12 protein-coding genes and 1 CRISPR repeat array are annotated in these 19,679 nt (G+C 44.4%); of the genes, 3 read left to right on the forward strand and 9 right to left on the reverse strand.

Annotated features, from left to right (window positions below; translation table 11 throughout):
• Positions 1–135: 135 nt before the first annotated feature.
• Positions 136–357: a DUF3006 domain-containing protein gene (locus A4E24_RS03335; RefSeq protein WP_292351650.1), complete on the reverse strand. Its 222-nt coding sequence runs from the start codon at positions 355–357 to the stop codon at positions 136–138.
• 2 nt (positions 358–359) lie between these two features.
• Complete coding sequence (locus tag A4E24_RS03340) at positions 360–1,766, reverse strand: lamin tail domain-containing protein (RefSeq protein WP_292351651.1); 1,407 nt, start codon at positions 1,764–1,766, stop codon at positions 360–362.
• Between the two features lie 529 nt (positions 1,767–2,295).
• Between A4E24_RS03340 and A4E24_RS03345 the strand changes: the two genes are divergently transcribed.
• On the forward strand, positions 2,296–2,508 hold the full coding sequence (locus tag A4E24_RS03345) for a hypothetical protein (RefSeq protein WP_292351653.1): 213 nt from the start codon (positions 2,296–2,298) through the stop codon (positions 2,506–2,508).
• Between the two features lie 31 nt (positions 2,509–2,539).
• Here A4E24_RS03345 and A4E24_RS03350 read toward each other — a convergent pair whose 3' ends face one another.
• The 3 genes from A4E24_RS03350 to A4E24_RS03360 form a co-directional block, all read right to left on the reverse strand.
• Complete coding sequence (locus A4E24_RS03350; protein WP_292351654.1) at positions 2,540–6,664, reverse strand: alpha-2-macroglobulin family protein; 4,125 nt, start codon at positions 6,662–6,664, stop codon at positions 2,540–2,542.
• Between the two features lie 248 nt (positions 6,665–6,912).
• On the reverse strand, positions 6,913–10,326 hold the full coding sequence (locus tag A4E24_RS03355) for a PGF-pre-PGF domain-containing protein (protein ID WP_292351655.1): 3,414 nt from the start codon (positions 10,324–10,326) through the stop codon (positions 6,913–6,915).
• Positions 10,327–10,823: 497 nt separating this feature from the next.
• A complete protein-coding gene (locus A4E24_RS03360) occupies positions 10,824–14,312 on the reverse strand; it encodes a PGF-pre-PGF domain-containing protein (protein WP_292351656.1) in 3,489 nt (1,162 codons plus the stop codon).
• A 537-nt stretch (positions 14,313–14,849) separates the two neighbouring features.
• On the opposite strand from A4E24_RS03360, the gene A4E24_RS03365 reads away from it, so the two are divergent.
• Positions 14,850–16,064, forward strand: a complete 1,215-nt coding sequence (locus tag A4E24_RS03365; RefSeq protein ID WP_292351658.1) for a class I tRNA ligase family protein — start codon at positions 14,850–14,852, stop codon at positions 16,062–16,064.
• A gap of 62 nt (positions 16,065–16,126) precedes the next feature.
• On the opposite strand, the gene A4E24_RS03370 is transcribed toward A4E24_RS03365, so the two are convergent.
• Positions 16,127–16,318: a hypothetical protein gene (locus A4E24_RS03370; protein ID WP_292351660.1), complete on the reverse strand. Its 192-nt coding sequence runs from the start codon at positions 16,316–16,318 to the stop codon at positions 16,127–16,129.
• Positions 16,309–16,563, reverse strand: coding sequence for a hypothetical protein (locus A4E24_RS03375; protein ID WP_292351661.1), 255 nt, complete (start codon positions 16,561–16,563; stop codon positions 16,309–16,311). Before A4E24_RS03375 ends, A4E24_RS03370 begins: the two co-directional genes overlap by 10 nt.
• Before the next feature lie 286 nt (positions 16,564–16,849).
• Between A4E24_RS03375 and A4E24_RS03380 the strand changes: the two genes are divergently transcribed.
• Positions 16,850–16,993 (forward strand): AbrB/MazE/SpoVT family DNA-binding domain-containing protein, encoded by a 144-nt coding sequence (locus A4E24_RS03380; RefSeq protein ID WP_292351663.1) that lies wholly within the window; start codon positions 16,850–16,852, stop codon positions 16,991–16,993.
• Positions 16,994–17,378: 385 nt separating this feature from the next.
• A CRISPR array of direct repeats spans positions 17,379–18,737; the repeat unit is 37 nt; unit sequence GTTACCATACCCTATTTTCTCGGGTTCTATTTTCAAC.
• Positions 18,738–18,868: 131 nt separating this feature from the next.
• Here the strand turns inward: A4E24_RS03380 and cas2 are convergent.
• Together cas2 and cas1 are read right to left on the reverse strand one after the other, a co-directional pair.
• Positions 18,869–19,156, reverse strand: coding sequence for a CRISPR-associated endonuclease Cas2 (cas2, locus tag A4E24_RS03385; RefSeq protein WP_292351665.1), 288 nt, complete (start codon positions 19,154–19,156; stop codon positions 18,869–18,871).
• Positions 19,156–19,679, reverse strand: a 524-nt coding sequence (cas1, locus tag A4E24_RS03390) for a CRISPR-associated endonuclease Cas1 (protein WP_292351667.1), incomplete at its 5' end; no start/stop codon positions are given. The genes cas1 and cas2, both read right to left, overlap by 1 nt.

Below are 19,679 nucleotides of genomic sequence, written 5' to 3' on the forward strand. Positions count from 1 at the left end.
TGACCATAAACCTTGGTATTAGTGAAAAGAAGGCTTTACAAGCCTTCGCTGAGTGAGGATACTACAAGGACCCTATGTAAATTATATCAAAGCCTTGAACTATGGTATCGAAAGACTGGTCGAGACATCATATAGTCACTTTTTGTTTTTGAGCTTTTCAAGCAAAGATGATACTCTTTCTTTGGATCGCTCTGTTTCTTGAATGTCCTTTTTAATATCAATGCTCAGGATATCTCCCTCCTTGCTTCCTTCAGGCAATAAAGAAATAGGAATACTGATCTTAGTGGTTTCTTCAGATCTGACAAGTAATACAGCTGTCTCATTTTCTATCCTATCCAGAGTGGCTTCGATGACCATGTTCATCCCCTCAGTGAGTCTATAAGGTATCCTTCATTGTCATAGAGAAAGGCAGTATCCCCGTCATTGTTCCAGAATGGGTTACCACTTCCCCAATATAGCTCAGTTTCGGTATTGTACCCTTCTGCAGTGTAGAGAGTAACTGTTGCACCTGCTTCCAGCTGGAATGAAGGGAAAGTATACGTGTGTTTATCGCCTTCGTCTTTGATCTGCCAACCCCTGAGATCCACAGAAGAAGAACCTGAATTCTTGATCTTCACAAACTCGTCTTTAAGACTTAGACCACTGATCTCTATTCCCTCATCTGAGGTGCTTGTTTCAACCGGTGCAACTATTGTATTATCTGGAATGGATTTAGTTGTTGGATCCGCAGTGGTTACTTCACTTAGGGCACTGGTTTTGCTTGGAGCTGTCTTTTTAGTGGTCACTGTGTAGGTGGAACCGTCTGTTGTAATAGTAATTGTACCATGATCGTCCGTTCTGTAAACCGTGGATACGCTCTGAAGCCGTTGTAATATCTCAGCGTGCGGGTGTCCATAGTCATTATCTGCACCGACTTCGATAATGCTGACCTCTGGACCAACAGCTTGGATAAAGTTTTGTCCTGAACCTGAAGTACTTGCATGATGACCCACTTTGAGAATATCTGCATCTACATCGTAGCCATCAGCCATGATGCTTCCTTCTGCTTCAAGGCCGGCATCCCCCATGAGCAGGAACGATACATCTCTATCAGTGATCTTAAGAACCACAGAGTTTTCGTTAAGGTCGTCAGATTGCTTCTTCCCCGGGTTAAACACCCGGATCTCTATTCCTTGAGCAAGATCAATGGTTTCCCCTCTTTGTGCTACATGGAAGGGAATGTTCTTTTTATCGATTGCTGTCAACATTTTTTCATACGTCTGTGAAGTATGCGGGTATCCTGGGTCTATGAACTGGCCTATTGGATATTCATTAAGCATTGTGAGCATTCCTCCTATATGATCTGCATGTGGATGTGTTGCAACCACATAGTCCAGGGAAGATATCCCCTGTTCCTGCAGGAATGCCGTAACTGTGGGACCCGCGTTATTTTCACCTGCATCTATCAGCATGGTCTTTCCATCATATTCAACTAGAATGGAATCTCCCTGGCCAACGTCTATAAAGTGGACTGTCAGGTTACCGCTTTGAGGAGAATCTGATGCTGATCTTTCCGGTATGGAATATTGTATCTCAGATGTGTCTTCGTTTACAAGATCGGTCTCTGGTGCTTCTTTCACTGGCTCAGATATTTGTTCTGCTGTAGTGTCTACAATCTCTTGCTGCTGGTCAGCAGGCTTGGTTTGTTGATCGGAAGGTTGTCCTAAGATCCCAAGAAACACAAACACAGCAAAAAGTATCAGTATCCATTTTATTATTTTGTTCATATTTTCGCATCCAACAGAGATAATAAAAGTGAATGTGCATGTAACATATACTTTTCGAAATGTTGCCGGTCAATTTGAAAGGTTTATTTCCAGTGGAACTTTTGAGCTTGGAAAATCCGAGTCAAATCGAAATGCATGCCAACTGTGACACACAGTCCTTAATCGTGTACCTAAGGGAACTAATGAAAAAAGCCACTGTCGCCGCAAAGCGGCGTTTTTGCGGGGTAGGTGGGGAATTTGTAGGAGGAGAGAAAACGAGAGGCAAAGCAATTGCACTTTAATTTGGATTCTTGTTCAAATAAATATTATTCTATAGCCTCCGCTATTCTAACTCATCCGATCACATGGCTAGACCTGATTGTACTGCTGTTTGAGACTACAGCGATCTTACGGGAGATGCCGAGTTCTTTTAGTTCTTTGGAGAGCCGATTGACTTCCCGGTAGGATTCGACTATGAGGGGGGTTTCAGTGGGGGTATTGGTGCTGTTTGATAGGTTTCAGGTTCTTTTTACGTTCTCGGAAGGGGCGGATGATGCCTGAGTCCACGAAATATTGGCCGAAGATCTTCCTGAAGCCGATCTTAAGGACGCTGCACAGGTCTGCAAGGGGTTTTCTGGCGGCTTCCCAGAGGGAGTGGGTCTTGATAAAGACCTGGGTGCAGTGGTGTCTTACAGTATCCAGGATGCCTTCGGCTTTCCAGTGGCTGATGTACCGCCACAGGGACCGCTCCGGGATTTCTTAGAAATATCTTGTGAAAAGGCTTTTCAGCCCCTTCACGTCACGTTCATCTCTACGCCCTTCACTTCTGCACTGACCCCCGGGTTGTAGTAGGAGTAGGCTTTGCTTTCCTGGGCTGCTGCCTTTACAGGGAAGAGCGCCTTCATCTGCATGGTGAAGTTAAGCTCCTCACCCACCTGCATCTCATCGATGTAGAACACCACTTTGCGGCCTGCTATCTCATAGCGGGTGATGGTGCCGTTGTCCCTGAGGGCATCCAGGCTCGTTGTGACAGGAGTGAAACCAGTGGGTACAGCGATATCCACGATCATCATGCCGCTGGAATTGACCATGCCCCCGATGCCGGGCATGCCGTTGTACTTCACCCGTACATCTGCTGTCACGATGTCATCCACAGCCACGTTCGTGGCATCGTATGTAACGTTAAGCTCTATCTCCTTCTGTTCCGCCACATCCGGCAGGATCATATTGAACCTCTTCACAAGCTGGTAGCTCACTTCTCCTTCGCCTTCTATACCCAGGGTCACCTGTTTCGTATCCACAGGCACTTCCACTATCTGCACCACATCGAAGTTCTGCGGAGTTATCTTTACTTCGCTAAGTGATGCATTGTCAGCCGTCACCGACACCGTGGCATCGATATCCCTGCCAGCTGAAGCCGCAGCGGTCATGAGAGCCCTGAAAGCCATCACCGTATCCTGGGTGCTGGAGAAACCGCCCTGCGCATTCCTCTGTGCAGCTATCCATTTAAGGGACTGGCTTGCTGTGGGGTCCTTGGCTTCAATAAGGGCCAGCGTTGCGTATGCAGTGGTCTCCACATTCTTGCCCGAAGGCATTATTATTCCATAGGTATCATAACCATAAGGCCTGGATACCGGAACTTCATCATATCCCCAGTACGTACCATCCTCATCCTGCTTTGCCATTGCCAGCAGCTTGTCCAGTGCTTCATCGGCTTTAGAGCTGTCCAGCTTCTGCAAGGCCAGCGTACCGATGGCAAGAGCATACGGATCGTCCTGTGCGGCCAGATTTGCTTCCAGGTACTGCTGAGCCTTTGCCATTACCTCAGGGTTCGCACTCCCGTATTCCTCAAGCGCCAGCGTAGTATAAGCTGTCAGAGCGTATGCGCCATCCACACCGCCCATCATGTCCTGGTGTATCACAAAACCCACCGATTCCCATGAACCGTCTGCATGCTGGTGGGATCCTATCCATTCGGCAGCCTCCTTCAGTACATCCTCATCTATGGTAGTGATATCTCTGGCACCGCTGAACTGCGACAGTACAAAGTCAGTGAGCCACAGGCTGCCCTCCCCGTCACTTTCCCCGAACGCGGAGAAGGAACCGTCAGCGTGCCTGTAAGTAAGCTCCCGCTGATAACCCGTGATAATGTATGTTTCGGCCTTCGCCCGGATCTGCGGATTCTCCTGGCCTGTGGCCTTCAGGTACCGCAGCACTTCCACATCCGTGGAGAACAGCATCATGTTCTGTTCACCGCAGCCGTAAGGCATACCCAGCAGGTCATCAACACCGCTTATGGTCTGTGCCACTATGCTCGGTGTAAAGCTCACCAGGATCTTGCCCGAATCTTTCACCATATCAAAAGGCAAACCAGCATCCAGCACCACTGAAGCATTGCCGAGGATGCCATTGTCCACCACCTCTCTTGTAGCACCTTCAGGTTCCACGATCATGTCCTTCTTCACAGCATCCGCTTTTTCTGTGGTCTGTCCGGTGATCTCGAAGACATGGGTGCCTACCTGTGTTGGCCTGATGGTGAAGCTCACAGCACTCACACTGTTAGGAGCCACCGTGACCTGCTGTTTATCACTACCCACGAGCTGGAACCAATCCTCGCCTTTCAGGGTAAGGAAGACCTGCTGTTCCCTATCCAGGTAGTTATACACCTGTACTTGTATCGGGAACTGCTCGCCCCGTATGACAGCATACGGCAGGTCAGGGTCAATGAAGAAGTCCTGGAACACCTTGAGCTGGGTTTCGGAAATGCCTATACCCTGCGGTCCCGAGGATACTGCATGCAATCTCCAGGTGGTGATACTGTCAGGTGCGTTCAGATCAAGGTCTGCTTTTCCGCCGCTGTCAGTGAGCAGGTCGGGTATCCACACCCATGTTTCAGGGAAGAACTGGCGTACCCTCTGTACCTCAGCAAGAGGCTGCTCAGGCCCGACTGACCCCTGAGATGCGGTTGGATTGGGAACAGTGGGCTCTACTGCAGCTTCCTCCTGCACTGCCATACCTATGTCCTTTCCACCAAATCCGTCCATCACCACATCCTCCTGCGGAACTTCCACCTTAGGAACATTCAGTTCAGGTGAGGCCATGACCACCATGCCCGCATTGTCAAGCACATTGTAGGCCCCTTCCTGATACAAGTAATATGTGGGATGAGCCTCAGCCAGAGGCTCCATGAAGCGCTTTTCGAGCTCACTGAACACCTGCTGCAGGTTAAGCCGCCCTTCACTAAAAGCATAAACGGACTCATCCACAATGGATACACCTATCATGGCTTGGCTGCCCGCATCAAAGTTCACGGTCACATTATCCCCGGGCTTCACCTCTTCCTCGCTGAAGCTCGAAGCAAGGTCTACCTGGGTCTCGAATTGCACATCAAAGGGCAGTACATCCACAGAAACCTCATTGTTAGGGTTTATCATATACACCACTACTTTTGCTGTCGGGCTCATCTGTGTAGTTACGGGGATGCTGATATCTGATCCATCGCTTGTGGCAGAGTATACTGTCCTGCCGTTAGCGAACACATCATAGAATACAGTTCCAGGGTTGGTGGAGTACACTTTGAAGGTGATGGATCCACCCACTTTCGGCACTCCTTCACTGGTCTGGCTTATGTGTATGAAACTGGCGGAAGGTGAATATATGGCATTAAGGTTTACAGATGCATAGACGCCCGGTGTGTCTGCAGAAAGGCTCAGAGCCTGGGTTTTGGAAGGCACATCATAAGTAAGTAGATACGTGCCGTTCTTCGTTCTGATAGTATCCTGCTGCATCTGTTGGTAGTAATTCTCATCAGTAAAACTTGCAGTGATACTTACATCGGCATCCACCGGTTTACCTCCGGGGTCCTGGGTCACTAGCAGCACCTGCAAAGGCATCCCGGGTTTTATGGAATTTGACTCGGGTATGAGTTTCAGTACTACAGGTGACTGGGCTACAGTCAGCAGTTGTGTGGACTTCTCACTGTGACCTCCGGTATCGGTTACAGTTACATTTAGCATAAGGTTTCCTTGTCCCTCTGCACCGTAAGTGCCCGCTGCATACCCCACTTCTGGCAACTCAAAATCCACTGAACCGTTCTTGAGCGCAGATGTGAAGGTGGCATATTGTTCCCAGGTACCTACGTAGCGCATGGCCTCTACAGTAACATTGCCTTCAACCTGCTTACCGAAGAAATACTCTGCGGATACGGAGCCTTTTACCGGCTCGGATACAAGGAACCATTCTTTTGGGGTTGTTACCTGCACATCGAATTTGGGCAATACGTATTTTTCCACCCTGATGTCCACTTCAGAAATGGAACTGCCCGAAGTTGCCTTTATCTTCCATGTGCCCAGGTTGAGTTCTGATGCAAGGGGCAGGTCAAAGTAGGTCACACCATATTCATTGGAGGTTAGGTTCTCTTTGAATACCTTGACACCCTTCGCATCAGTAATGTCTACGGTCGTTTCCTGCTCAACAGGTAACAGATTATTGTTCACTGTAAGCAAGCGGCCGTGTATGGTCTGCCCGGGTTTGTAGATGGGCTTATCCGTTTCGATAAAGATAGGATTGTTCCTCACTACCTGCACAGTGGCCGTGAACTCTGTATCAGAACCTGCAGGTTTTGCTGTCAGGGTATACTGCCCTTCTTCCATCTCAGGCACTTCAAAGGAAGCTACTGCATTACCTGCTTCTGAAGTTGATGCCTGTACCAGTGGGATCACCTTATTGTTCGTATCCGTAAGTGTATAATCCACACATCTGACCACAGGCTGGCCTTCATTGAATGCAGCCATGGTCACAGCACTTTCCCCTCCTGAAAAAAGTGTCTTCGGCGCAAGTATCAGGAACTCATCACCTGAGATCGAAGAACCATCGCTGCATTGACCTGCAATGTTGGAAGGCGAGTCTTTTGAGTTCAAACAGCCTGAAATAAAGATAGATATCAACAACATTGATAACATTAGAAGCCTTGACCTTTTAGACATGGTAGTTACTCCCATTCTTGCATTTATACGTAAAAGTGGGTATAACTGCCGTATATACTTTGTTTAAGCTTCAAAGGAGTTCGAAGTTATTACAATGGGCAAACAGTAATGAACTCATTTTTTGGTAGAGGAAAAGAATAAAAAAATTAGAGGAAGGGTAAAATCCCTTCTCATTTTATAGCTTAGTCCCTTCTAACGAGGTATGCAACTGCAAGCAGACCTGCAACTGCAAAGAGTGCTTCAAAGCCTGGGGTTTTGGTTTCCTCAGTTGGAAGAGTAACATTGTCAGTTACATTGCTCTGCGTACCAGTTTCACTGCTTACAGGGGGTTGAAGTGCCATTTCAGCAGTTATCGCAAATGGAGAGAATCCCGGCGTCTTAGATTCATAGATCACGTAACCGTCGGTGCTGCTTCCCATTGTGGTAGGCAAAACTTCCCATGCAGTTCCGTTATATCTCTGTAGCTTCACATTCTCAGGGTCTATATCCATCTGCTGCATCCATGAGGTATTCACCTTGAACTTTACCTCTGGATCCTTTATGTTGGCCGATGTAGCAAAACCTGCCCTTCCGACCCAGATATTGACATATTTATAAATGGATCCTTCAGGAGTGCTGTTAACCAGTTTTGATCTGTTGTTCAGCACTTCTATGGTGGAAGTTGTTTCCCCTGCGTTCTTCAGGGAATAGAAACTGATCGACTGTATGGGATTTCCTTCCTTTGTGAACTGATAGGTCACATTGGTATTCATTCTAAGGTATTGGGTTTTTGCATCCTTCAATGCCAGATTAGTGAAATCCTCTACGGAAGCCGAAGCGCCGCCTCCACCACCACTACTACTGCTCCTGCTACTACCTCCACCGCCTCCACCGCCACTGGAAGACCTGGTTGTAAGGTCCTGACTCACTGCTATGCCTGCCAGTCCATCACTGTTGTACGGGACAAGAGTGTAAGTATAGGTCGTACCACTGCTCAAGCCGCTGTCGACATAGGATGTTGATCCGCTCACATTTCCAAGGACTGTATTGTCCCTGCTTATTTGTACCTGAGCGGTGTCGTTGGAAGCTTCCCATATCACTGTAATTGAGTTCCTCGTGATATCTGTTCCAGAAACACTGAAGATCTCCGGAAGGCTCATTGCAATGGCTGAATCATTGACCAATGTAGAATTGATGTTCCCTGAAGTATCTACTGTACGGATACCGATCGTGTAGGTAGTGCCCTCAGTAAGACCGGTTGCGTTGTAGGAATTGGTGGTATTGTCTGTTGTATTTGTTAAAAATGCATCATTGAGGTATACCATCACATGACTGAAATCGTCATCATCTGGATTTACCCATGCCCAGTTGATCCAGCTTGCATCGGCATCGGTTTCCTTAAGGTTAGTAACAGATGCCGGGGGCATGGCGTCTATGACGATCGCTGTTGCTGAATCATTTACCCATGTAGGATTAATGTTCCCTGAATCATCCACGGTCCTGGTGCTTATTATATATGTGCTACCTTCAAGAAGACCGGTAGAATTATAAAAAGCATTGGATGTGTTTTCGACGAATGTCCCGTTCAAGTATACCATCACATGACTAAAATCAACATCAACAGGGTTTGTCCAGGCCCATCTGATCCAGTTTGCACCTGCACTTGTTTCATTCAGACCTGATACAGGTGCCGGAGGGGTCGTATCGTCTGCACCTTCCACATGAAGGATGACAAGACCATTGCCAAAGTCTGCTACGTATACATAAGTGTTTGATACTGCAACATCATATGCAAAACCAGCTGTATTAAAGCGACCTTCCTCAATTGGAGCTGCAGGATCAGTGACGTTAAAGATCACAAGTCCATTACTATCGTCTGCGATGTATGCATAATTTCCAGAAATGGCAACATCATGTGCATAACTTGTAGTAACATTGCCTGTGAGTGTTGGATTAGCCGGGTCAGTAATATTCAGGATCACAAGACCATTATCGCCATCTGCTATGTAGGCATAATCTCCTGATACTGCAACTCCATTTGCATGGCCTGTAGTATTATAACTGCCTTTTAACACTGCTGCAGTCGGATCAGTAATATCCATGATCACAAGACCAGCATCACCGTCTGCTATGTAGGCATAACCGTCTGCTACAGCAACACTTTCTGCATTTCCAGCAGTATCATAATCTTTTGCGACCACATTTTCTGGATTTGTAACGTCTACTATACTAAGCCCGCTGCTATTGAACGCAACGTATGCATAATTTTCTGAGATTGTAACGCCATAAGCATGACCAGAAGAAGTGTCATAGCTATCGCTGAATACCGGTGATGCTGGATTTGTGACATTTAGAATTACAAGGCCGCTTACCCCATCGGCAACATACGCATGATTTCCAGAAACAGCAATATCATGTGCATAACCGGTAGTGGTATAATTGCCTGCAAAGGTTGGTGCAGCTGGATCAGTTACGTTAACGACCAAGAGGCCCATTAAACCATTGGCTATGTATGCATGATTGTCTGACAGGACCACACCATTTGCAAACCCTGAAGTGGTCGTAAAGGTAGCTACACTGTCTGGATCTGTCGGATCTGTGACATCCAGAACTGAAAGACCGCTTCTCCCATAGGCGACATAAGAATAGTTACCTGATACATCAACACAAGAAGCATCTGAAGAAGGAACGTTGTGTTCCCCTATAATGACTGGTGATGTAGGATCTGCGACATTTATAATTACAAGACCATTGGTCCTATCGGCTACGTATGCATTGTTGCCTGACAAGGTGACATCTATTGCAAATCCTGCAGTATCACGGGTTCCTGTAAGGGTCGGTGCGGAAGCGTTTGATATATTGAAGATCACAAGTCCATTGGTCCCATCAGCTATGTATGCATAGTTTCCTGATACGGCGATACCTCTTGCTGAGCCGGAAGTGTTATAATTGCCTGCAAAGGTTGGTGCGGTTGGGGTTGCTATATTGACGATCTCAAGCCCATTGTCACCATCTGCTACGTACGCATAACTGCCGTTTACAGCAACATCATAAGCATAACCGAGCGTATCATAAGTATTAGGATAACGGTATAGGTTTTCCGGATTACTTATATCTACTATTTCAAGGCCTCTGGTTCCGCTGGCCAAGTATGCATGATTGCCTGATACTGCAACACCTGATCCGAAATAACAAGAAGTATCTGTAATCGTTGGTGCTGCCGGGTTAGTGATGTCCACTGCTACCAGGCCATTCCCATCGGCCACATATGCATGACTTCCAGATATGACAATATTGTTGACTGTCGCGTTAATGGTGACCCTTCCTACCTCTACAGGATTGGAAACATCACTAACGTTCAGGACCAACATATCCTGTCCTTGTCCAACATAGGCATAATTGCCGTTTACAACAACAGTGGAAATACTTCCTCCGCGGTGGCTAATAAAGTCCTGCCCGGTAATAGCATTGGTTATACTGGCTGTATCATAGGTATTTTCATTATACTGACTAACAAAATCTACTTTAAGCTCTTCAGCTGCGCTGATCCCTGAGATCAGCAGCATTAAAAATACTGCGGCTCCTAAATAGATCGATCCACTTAACTTGAGTTGCACTTTATCACTCCAGTTTCAGTGGTCTCATCAGCAAATTCATTTTCAGGTGTTCAGTTCAGTCGTTTTGATATATGTGGAGGGGCTTCTGCTCTTCCTTTGCAGAAGACAATGGACTGCCATTATTCCCTGCTATGGGATAGATCCAACATCTTCTGTGACGCATTTGCACCTTTCTGAAAATGGTACGTTCGACCGCTTGAACGAATTATGACTGCGATCAGAAGTACAACAGGGATCAACACCTGTGTTTGCATGATCGGCACCACTTAGACTTTTAAACTCCGTTTCTGAAAGGAGATGTATTCATATATATATATATGCATATTTTACAGTCCCGCCCCCAATATTTAGAAAGAGTGGTGATAACAAAATAAAATACGATAGAAATTTTTGTAATTCAAGTCCGGATCTGAAATAACATTTCCAGGACTAAAAACCAACATCTCTATTACTTGGCGTATTCCCCTGCACGGTGGAAGTGCAGGGGATATACGGTCTCAGTTCTGTTTCCTCTTCAGATATACATACCCTGCAGTGACCGCGCCTATTACAAGAATAGCCGCTATTGAGATCCATAGTTTGGATTCTTCAGGCATTTGGTCTTGGTTTGTATCATCTGTTGGGATATGGTCGCTTGATGAGCCTTCTGAACTGATACCTGCATCCGCACCAGTAATTGAAGAAGCGGCAAGTGGTTTCTCAGCAGTTATGGCGAATGATGAGAATCCAGGTGTCTGAGACTCGAATAATACATAGTCCGTTGAGTTAGTTACTATGCGGGTAGGTAATACTTCCCACGCAGTTCCGTTATACTTCTGCAGTTTTATGTCGTCTGGACTAAGACCCATCTGCTGGATCCAGGAACTGTTCACCTTGAACATTACATGTGCATCTTTTATGTTAGATGCTGTTGCAAAGCCTGCCTTGCCAACCCATATGTTCACATATTTATAGATGGGTCCATCAGGACTGCTGTTAACAAGTTTTGACCTGTTGTTCAATACTTCGATAGTGGATGTTATCTGGCCAGAGTTCCTGAGGGAATATAAACTGATCGATCGTATCGGATTTCCTTCCCTTGAGAATTCGTAGGTTGCATTTGAATCCATTCTAAGGTAAGCGTTTGCAACATCTTTGATTGCCAGATTTGCAAAGTCCTCAACTGAAGCTGCACCTCCACTTCCTCCACTGCTACTTTTTTTGCTGCTGCTTCCACCACTTCCTCCTCCGCTGCTACCCGACTTGGTTCTCAGGTCCAGACTTACTGCTCTACCTTCCAGACCATCCTGGCCATATGGGGTAAGAGTATATGTATAAGTTCTGCCACTGCTCAAATTACTGTCTACGTAACATGCTGGTCCACTCACATTACCAAGGATCATGTCATCCCTTGTTATTTGCACCCTGCTGGTGTCAGCTGAGTTTTCCCATGTAAGTGTAATAGAAGTTTTTGTGATATTCGTTCCAGAGAGGTTTGAGATCTTTGGAAGCTTCACTGTAGTGGCTGAATCATTGACCCACATTGAATTAATATTGCCTGAAGCATCCACTGTACGAATACCGATGGTGTGAGTGACATCTTCGGAAAGTCCCGTTGCATTGTAGGAATTTACAGAGCTATCGGCAGTATTTGTAACAAATGCCCCATCTATGTAGATCATCAGATGACTGAAATCAACATCATTCGGGTTTGTCCATGTCCAACTGATCCAAACCGAATCAACATCATTTTCTCCCAGATCTGTTATAGATCCAGGTGGGATCAGATCTGTCGGAAGTGCAGTTGTTGCTGAATCGTTAACCCATGCAGAGTTTATGTTACCGGATGTATCTACTGTCCTGATGCTTATTGTATGTGTGCTGCCTTCAATAAGACCTGTCGCGTTATAATATCCTTCTGATATGTTCGTTACAAAAGCTCCGTCGAAGTATACCATCGCATGACTGAAATCAGCGTCATTAGGGTTTGTCCATGACCATCTGATCCAATAAGAGCCAGTTCCAACTTCGTTCAAAGCTTTTACAGGTGCAGGGGCTGTGGTGTCAGGCTCATTTGATCCGTAATCCACTTGAAGTATGACAAGGCCGTTATCAAAATCGGCTACGTATACATAATTGCCGGATACAGCAACGCCATATCCATAACCAGCAGTATTATAACTGCCTGCAAGTGTTGGAGCAGAAGGGTTAGTGATATTCAGGATCACAAGACCATTACTGTCATCTGCTATGTATGCATGATTTCCGGATACAGCAATGTTCTGGGCAGAATTAGTGTCATAGCTGCCTTTAAGTGTCAGTGCAGCAGGATCACTTACATCCAAGATCACAAGACCATTAGCACCATCAGCTATGTATGCATAGTTACTGATAGGGACTACGAAAATACCATATGAGTGCCCAGCAGTATTATAACTGTTTTCTATAAGAGGCATGGCTGGATCGTTTATGTTGATCATTATAAGACCGCTGTCGCCATCAGCTACGTAGGCATAACTGCCTGATATTGCGACATTTTCAGCCTTGCCAGGAGTGTCACAGCTGCCTTTATAAACTGGTGCAGACGGATCGGATATGTCTACTATGACAAGGCCATTTTCACCATCAGCTATGTATGCATAATTCTCTGATACAGCAACATCCCATGCACAGCCAGCAGTATTATATGTCCCTTTATATGCTGGTGCAGACGGATCGGATATGTCTGCTATTACAAGGCCATTGATATCATTGGCTACGTATGCATAGCTACCTGAAACGGCAACATCACGTGCATACCCAGTAGTAATGTAACGACCTGCACTGGTTGGAGAAGATCTGTCTGCAATGTTTATTACCGAAAGACCCATGTAACCATTGGCTACGTATGCATAATTGTCTGCTATGGCAACACCAGATGCATAACCGGACATATCATATTTACCTGCAAAAGCTGGTGCTGCCGGATTTGTAATATTCACTACAGCAAGGCCACTTCTGCCAAATGCTACATATGCATAGTTGCCTGATACAGCAACATCATATGCATTGCCTGCAGTAGCACGATAGACCGCTGAACTCGAAGCATTCGCTGGATCACTGATGTTCACTATCACAAGACCACCGCCGTCACCATCGGCTACGTATGCATAACTGCCTGATACAACAACCCCTCTTGCAAGAACCTCAGTGTCATAGGTGTCGGCGAGAGTCAGCGAGGAGAGATACGTGATGTTTATTATTACAAGACCATTAGTACCATCGGCCACATATGCGTGATTGCCTGCTACTGCAACATCGTATGCGTTTCCTGCAGTGTTATAAGTTCCCTCGAAGCTGGGTGAAGAGGGATCAGCGATATCAACGACCACAAGGCCGTTAACACCATCAGCTACGTAGGCATAACTGCCGTTTACAGCAACATGGGATGCCACCCCGGCAGTATTATAAACCCCTTCAAGTGTTGGTGCCGCAGGATCGCTGATATCCACAATTATAAGACCGTTAGTACCATCGGCTATGTATGCAAAATCGCCTTCTATAGCAACGCCACAAGCATTGCCAGAATTATAAGCATAAGTTCCTAAGATCGTTGGTAAGGCCGGATCTGAGATATCTACTGTCACAAGTTCGTTCTCACCATTGGCAATGTATGCATAGTTCCCAGATACAGCAATATTGTTCACTAAAGATGAAGTAGTTACCCTTCCCACTTCAAATGGATCGGAAACATCAGTGATATCGATCACCAGCATATCCTGTCCCTGTCCGAGATATGCATAATTTTCGGCTGCTACAACGTTCGAAATGCTTCCACCAAAGTGACTGACAAGATCCTGTCCCTGTGTCGTAAAACTATTGGTGATACCATCAGCATTGTAGTTATTTACATCAATTTGGCTAACAAAGTTCACGCTGAGCTCTTCAGCTGAAACTATTCCTGCGAACATTATCATACAAAATAATGCGATTCCAAAATAGATCGATACGCTTAACTTGAGTTGCATTTATGTCACCTCAATACTTGTGGTTTCACCAGCAGATTCATCTTCAAGCTCGGTTCTTCTGTATGTAAATTCTGTTCATTTACAGATATTAGTGTTACATTATCACTGCTACAATTCACATCGTTAATAGGTGGAACTTTTCCACCGCCAGGAAGATGGTACATTAGACCGCTTGCAAAAAACATCAACGCGATCAGAAGTACAACAGGAATTAATCTCTGTTTTTGCATGATCAATACCACTTAGTCCGTTTTTTATGCCCCTTTATCTAAAAGGAGTGACACCATCTAAAAGAGGAACCTATATAAATATATGTACATTACACTGTATGCTTATCATTATAATGATGAAATTGATCAACAAAACATAAATAAATGGGGTTTACGGAAATACCGATAATATACCAAAAGCCAAAAACAAAGTCACAGAATAATATCACTAATAACTTTTTGTCTTTGAGATTTCGCATAATTCTTTATAAGTTCATTTTATAATTAGTAAATGGGGGATCTAACTTTGCTTAGATTGTACAATAGCATGACTCAGAACCTAGAGATATTTGAATCCGAGGAGAATGGAAAAGTAAAGATGTTCACATGCGGTCCATCTATCTACCAGCCTGCGCACCTGGGGAATTATCGTACGTTCCTTTTTGAGGACATTCTTTTACGTTACCTGGAATTTACCGGTTATGATGTGAAGAGGACCCTCAATTTCACAGATATAGAGGATAAAGCCATAATTGAGTCAAATAAAAACTTAACAGATGTTTTCAGCCTTACCAACAGTTGTGCTGCCAAATTCTTCACAGATATTGCTGCTCTTATGATCAAAAAACCCACATATAACCCCAGATCTTCTACTTCAGTGGGTAAGGCCGTGAAAATAATAGAGAATTTACTTCAGAAGGGGCATGCTTACTGGTACAGGGGGAATGTGTACTTTGATATTCGTTCCTTCAAAGATTTTGGAAAGCTGAGCCATCTTAAAAGTTCTGACTGGCCTGCAAAGATAAGGCGTTTTCATAAGGACACATATCCAGGTAATAACTGGAATATAGGTGATTTTATACTCTGGCATGGGCATCGTACTGAAGAGGGTTTATCGTGGGAGTCGTCTCTGGGACGAGGCAGGCCCTCATGGAACATCCAGGATCCTGCAATGCTATGTGATACGCTCGGCCCCACAGTTGATATCTGGTGTGGCGGTGAAGATAATCTTGTAAGGCATCACGATTACAATATAGCTGTAATGGAATCCGTTACTGGAAAAAAACTTTCGAGTTACTGGTTGCACGGTGCACATTTGTTAGTTGAAGGAAAGAAAATGTCCAAGAGCAGGGGTAATGTCATATATCCGGAAAATTTGCTCTCAAATGGTTATTCCGGAAAAGAGATACGTTTTTTCCTTATATATGCCCATTATAGGGAACGTTTGAACTTTACCTATAAGTCTATGGAACAAAAGACTCAGCGTTTAAGGGATCTTCTAGTGAACATAGATAAACTGAAGAAACCATCATCGGATAAAAACCTGGAAGATACTAAAGCCTCAGAAATAATAAAAAAAATGGTTCCCACATTTAACAGCCACATGGACAATGATCTTGATGTACTTTCAGCTTTTGACAGCCTGGAAGGTACGATCGTGGAACTTGGTTATCTGCATGACAAGGGAAATATAGGAAAAAGAAATGTTGAAGACCTTATATCCTCTATTTCACAGATCAATACAGTACTAAGAGTATTGTGATATTGTGTGTCCGGGCTCAAAAACATTATTTAAAACACCGTATGTAACAAACCACATGGCGATCATTCGCCGACCAGTTTCCTGGTGATCTCTGCAACACATTTTCCCTGAAAACGGAATGTAACAAGCTCGTGCTTTGTGGGTAACTTTCCAATCCCATTGCCAGCCACAGAAGATGCACCATAAGGTCCCCCATTGACATCATTGTGAACACTGATACCTGGGCATGTATATGGTATTCCAACTATGACCATGCCGTGGTGGAAAAGACCGTAGAGAATCCCAGTATGGTTGATTCCTGTACTCCGTGCTGGGTTGCTGAAGACGTGAATATGCTACCCACTTTATTCACAAGCCCTCCCTTTGAACACAGACCTCCTGTTCGGTCTATGACTGCCTGTATCTGAGACAGGACCATTCCAAAACAGGTAAGAACACCGAAAATCATACCGCCTGCTTCTGCGAGTTTATCAACTGTTGCTACCGTGGATATGAGCAAACGATTTTTTTGTCTCAGTTGCCCCCATTTTTTAAGTAACTCTTCATTAAACGTTTCTGTACCTGGAAAAGTCCTACTTCTGCCCCATCACCTCTCTTGCACCCGCAGCTGCAGCTTCTGCCATTATGTAGATATGTCCATAAAGGCTGTAGAATATCACATTACTATAGCAAAAGAGAAGTAGAATATCTGTAAGTTAGACTAGGATGCAACTGATCACATGGCAATTAAAGCTAAATAGTATTGTTCCAAGTACTGATAAGAGTACTTGAATGAGGTGTTTAACGTGGTCGTAACTTTGCAGGAACATTCCGGACAATTCAGACTTACAATTCCAAGGGATATAGTGGATATGGAAGGTTTGCAGAAAGGGGATAGGTTCAGGATCATAAAGGTGCAGGGATACTTAGCATTGGAGCCTGTGAGATAAACTATATGCATCTACATGGATCTGTATGCGCCTGCATGTAGAGCAATTGTCCAGGTAAGGGGTAAGTATGAACTGCTCATTACTCTGCAATTAACCACATTCTAGTCTTTTTGCCTATGTTTGCCCTTGCTTCTATACTTCAATGGATCCAGTGGATGCATTGGTCCCATGGGAAATCATACGCAAGACTTGCCCGATTTGAGCCGGGCATGACCGTCTAGGAGCCCCGTGGTGAAGAGATTTATTCATGGGTAAGGTGTTAGTACCTCTGAAACCGTCCTAGAGCTTCCTAGGAGCTTCTGTTATTAATAAAAAATTTAAGAGTGGAGAATTTACCTTTTCAACCCTGAATATAACTCATTGAAGTAAGGAAAGAGACCAGAGAGTTACCATACCCTATTTTTTCGGGTTATATTTTCAACACAGATACCGGATAAGGCAAGTGTAGAGCCTTCAATGTTACCATACCCTGTTATCACGGGTTATCTCTTCAACCAGATACCATAAAAGCTAAATCAATTAAGACTTATATGTTACCATACCCTATTTTCGCGGGTTATATTTTCAACTAATAAGCCTATCTATATGTTTAAGGTTCAAATTGTGTTACCATACCCTATTTTCTCGGGTTCTATTTTCAACGGGTTACAAGGGCTTTCTATATACTGTTGTAATGTGCGTTACCATACCCTATTTTCTCGGGTTCTATTTTCAACCGGAACACCAGCCATACATAAACGCCAGCGGTAACACGTTACCATACCCTTTTTTCTCGGGTTATATTTTCAACACAATTGATATGATAGGCTCTATGGTAAGACCCTACATGTTACCATACCCTATTTTCACGGGTTCTCTTTTCAACATTGCATATGTGATGTGTAACGATGGGAAAGAAAGAGTTACCATACCCTATTTTCGCGGGTTATATTTTCAACACATTTCAAAAAGGTAAGGATAAAATATGGGTTTATAAGTTACCATACCCTATTTTCTCGGGTTCTATTTTCAACCAGACAACAACTTGCCAAAAATTGTTGAACAGATAGCGTTACCATACCCTATTTTCTCGGGTTCTATTTTCAACCCCTCTCAGGAGATGTCGAAAGATGCAGAATACTAAGGTTACCATACCCTATTTTCTCGGGTTCTATTTTCAACGAGGAAAAGAAGATGAGCTATACTGAACTAGTAAGTTACCATACCCTATTTTCTCGGGTTCTATTTTCAACGCAAAATATGGCCTTACTGTCGAAGATGTTAATCCCAAGTTACCATACCCTATTTTCTCGGGTTCTATTTTCAACAAAAACTATTGTATGTGAAGATGTACAAATAATGAAGTTACCATACCCTATTTTCTCGGGTTCTATTTTCAACCTGAAAAATACGCCGATGCAATAGACACCATTACCAGTTACCATACCCTATTTTCTCGGGTTCTATTTTCAACAAAAAGGTTCGGTAACGGTATAGGTGAAGTGTTCGAGTTACCATACCCTATTTTCTCGGGTTCTATTTTCAACAACTAGCGTAGACAACCGAACAATCTCAATCCTCCGCGTTACCATACCCTATTTTCTCGGGTTCTATTTTCAACATGAAAGATTTAATATAGAAATTGCAAATAGTAAAGTTACCATACCCTATTTTCTCGGGTTCTATTTTCAACTCGCATCTCCTCTATCACCAAGGCTTGTCAATATTGTTACCATACCCTATTTTCTCGGGTTCTATTTTCAACTGTATGTTTTTTTCCTTTAAATAACTATTTCTAGCCGGAAAATGCTTCTTTTTTTGCTGTTGATGTACAGACCTGTTTTTGACAGAGGGATATATAAAGATTGGAACAGATCAGTCCTTAGGGGCTTGTTATCAGATGGAAAGATGTTTGATCTGTTCGGGAAGCGGTTTTATTGACATTACGTTTTCCTTGCAGTTCTCACAGATAGGAACTATGGTGATGTTGTCATCGTTTTCAAGTTCCATGTCAAAAAGGCTGTCGCTCATCTCCTTAAGTTTCCTTGCAGGTATCTCCCCTGCAAAAACACTGTACTGGATCCTTGACAGTCCATAATACTGGAGCAGTTCTGCTATCTTCGATCTCCTGCCGTTATCCTCGATATCGTAGGCAACTAAAACATACTTTGAATTGATGACCATCACCTGTTCTGGAAAACAAAAGGCAAATATTCAGCACCCTCAAGTACATATGCCCTGAACTTCTTAGCCTGCTCTGAAATGATGTTTTCAAAAGATCTCTTGCCACTCTCATACTTCGTTTCTGATTCCAGTTTCTCAAATATCTCATTTGCAAACTCCTTCTTGAAATGGTCCTTCATCAGACAGGTCTCTCCCTCCAGAACATAATCATTTACAGAAACCTGCTTTCTTCCGACCATTGTCAGTACCACCCTATCCACCACAGGCTGTCTGAACTCTTCTGTCAGGTCATAGACCAGCGCCTCCTGGTCCCTGTAGGAAGCATGCAGCACACCCCTGTAAGGATTAAGGTTCGCAGAGATCACAGCATGTCTTACCTTAGAATACAGGATGCCATAGCCATAACTCAGCATCACATTAACGATGTCTGGAGAAGGATGCTTTATCCTGCCGGCAAATCCAAGCTCCTGCGGTAGCATATCCGCAAATGAAGAAAAATACAGCCTTGAAACACTTCCCTCAA

Origin of the sequence: Methanomethylovorans sp. PtaU1.Bin093, from assembly GCF_002067275.1 — an archaeon.
Classification (GTDB): domain Archaea; phylum Halobacteriota; class Methanosarcinia; order Methanosarcinales; family Methanosarcinaceae; genus Methanomethylovorans.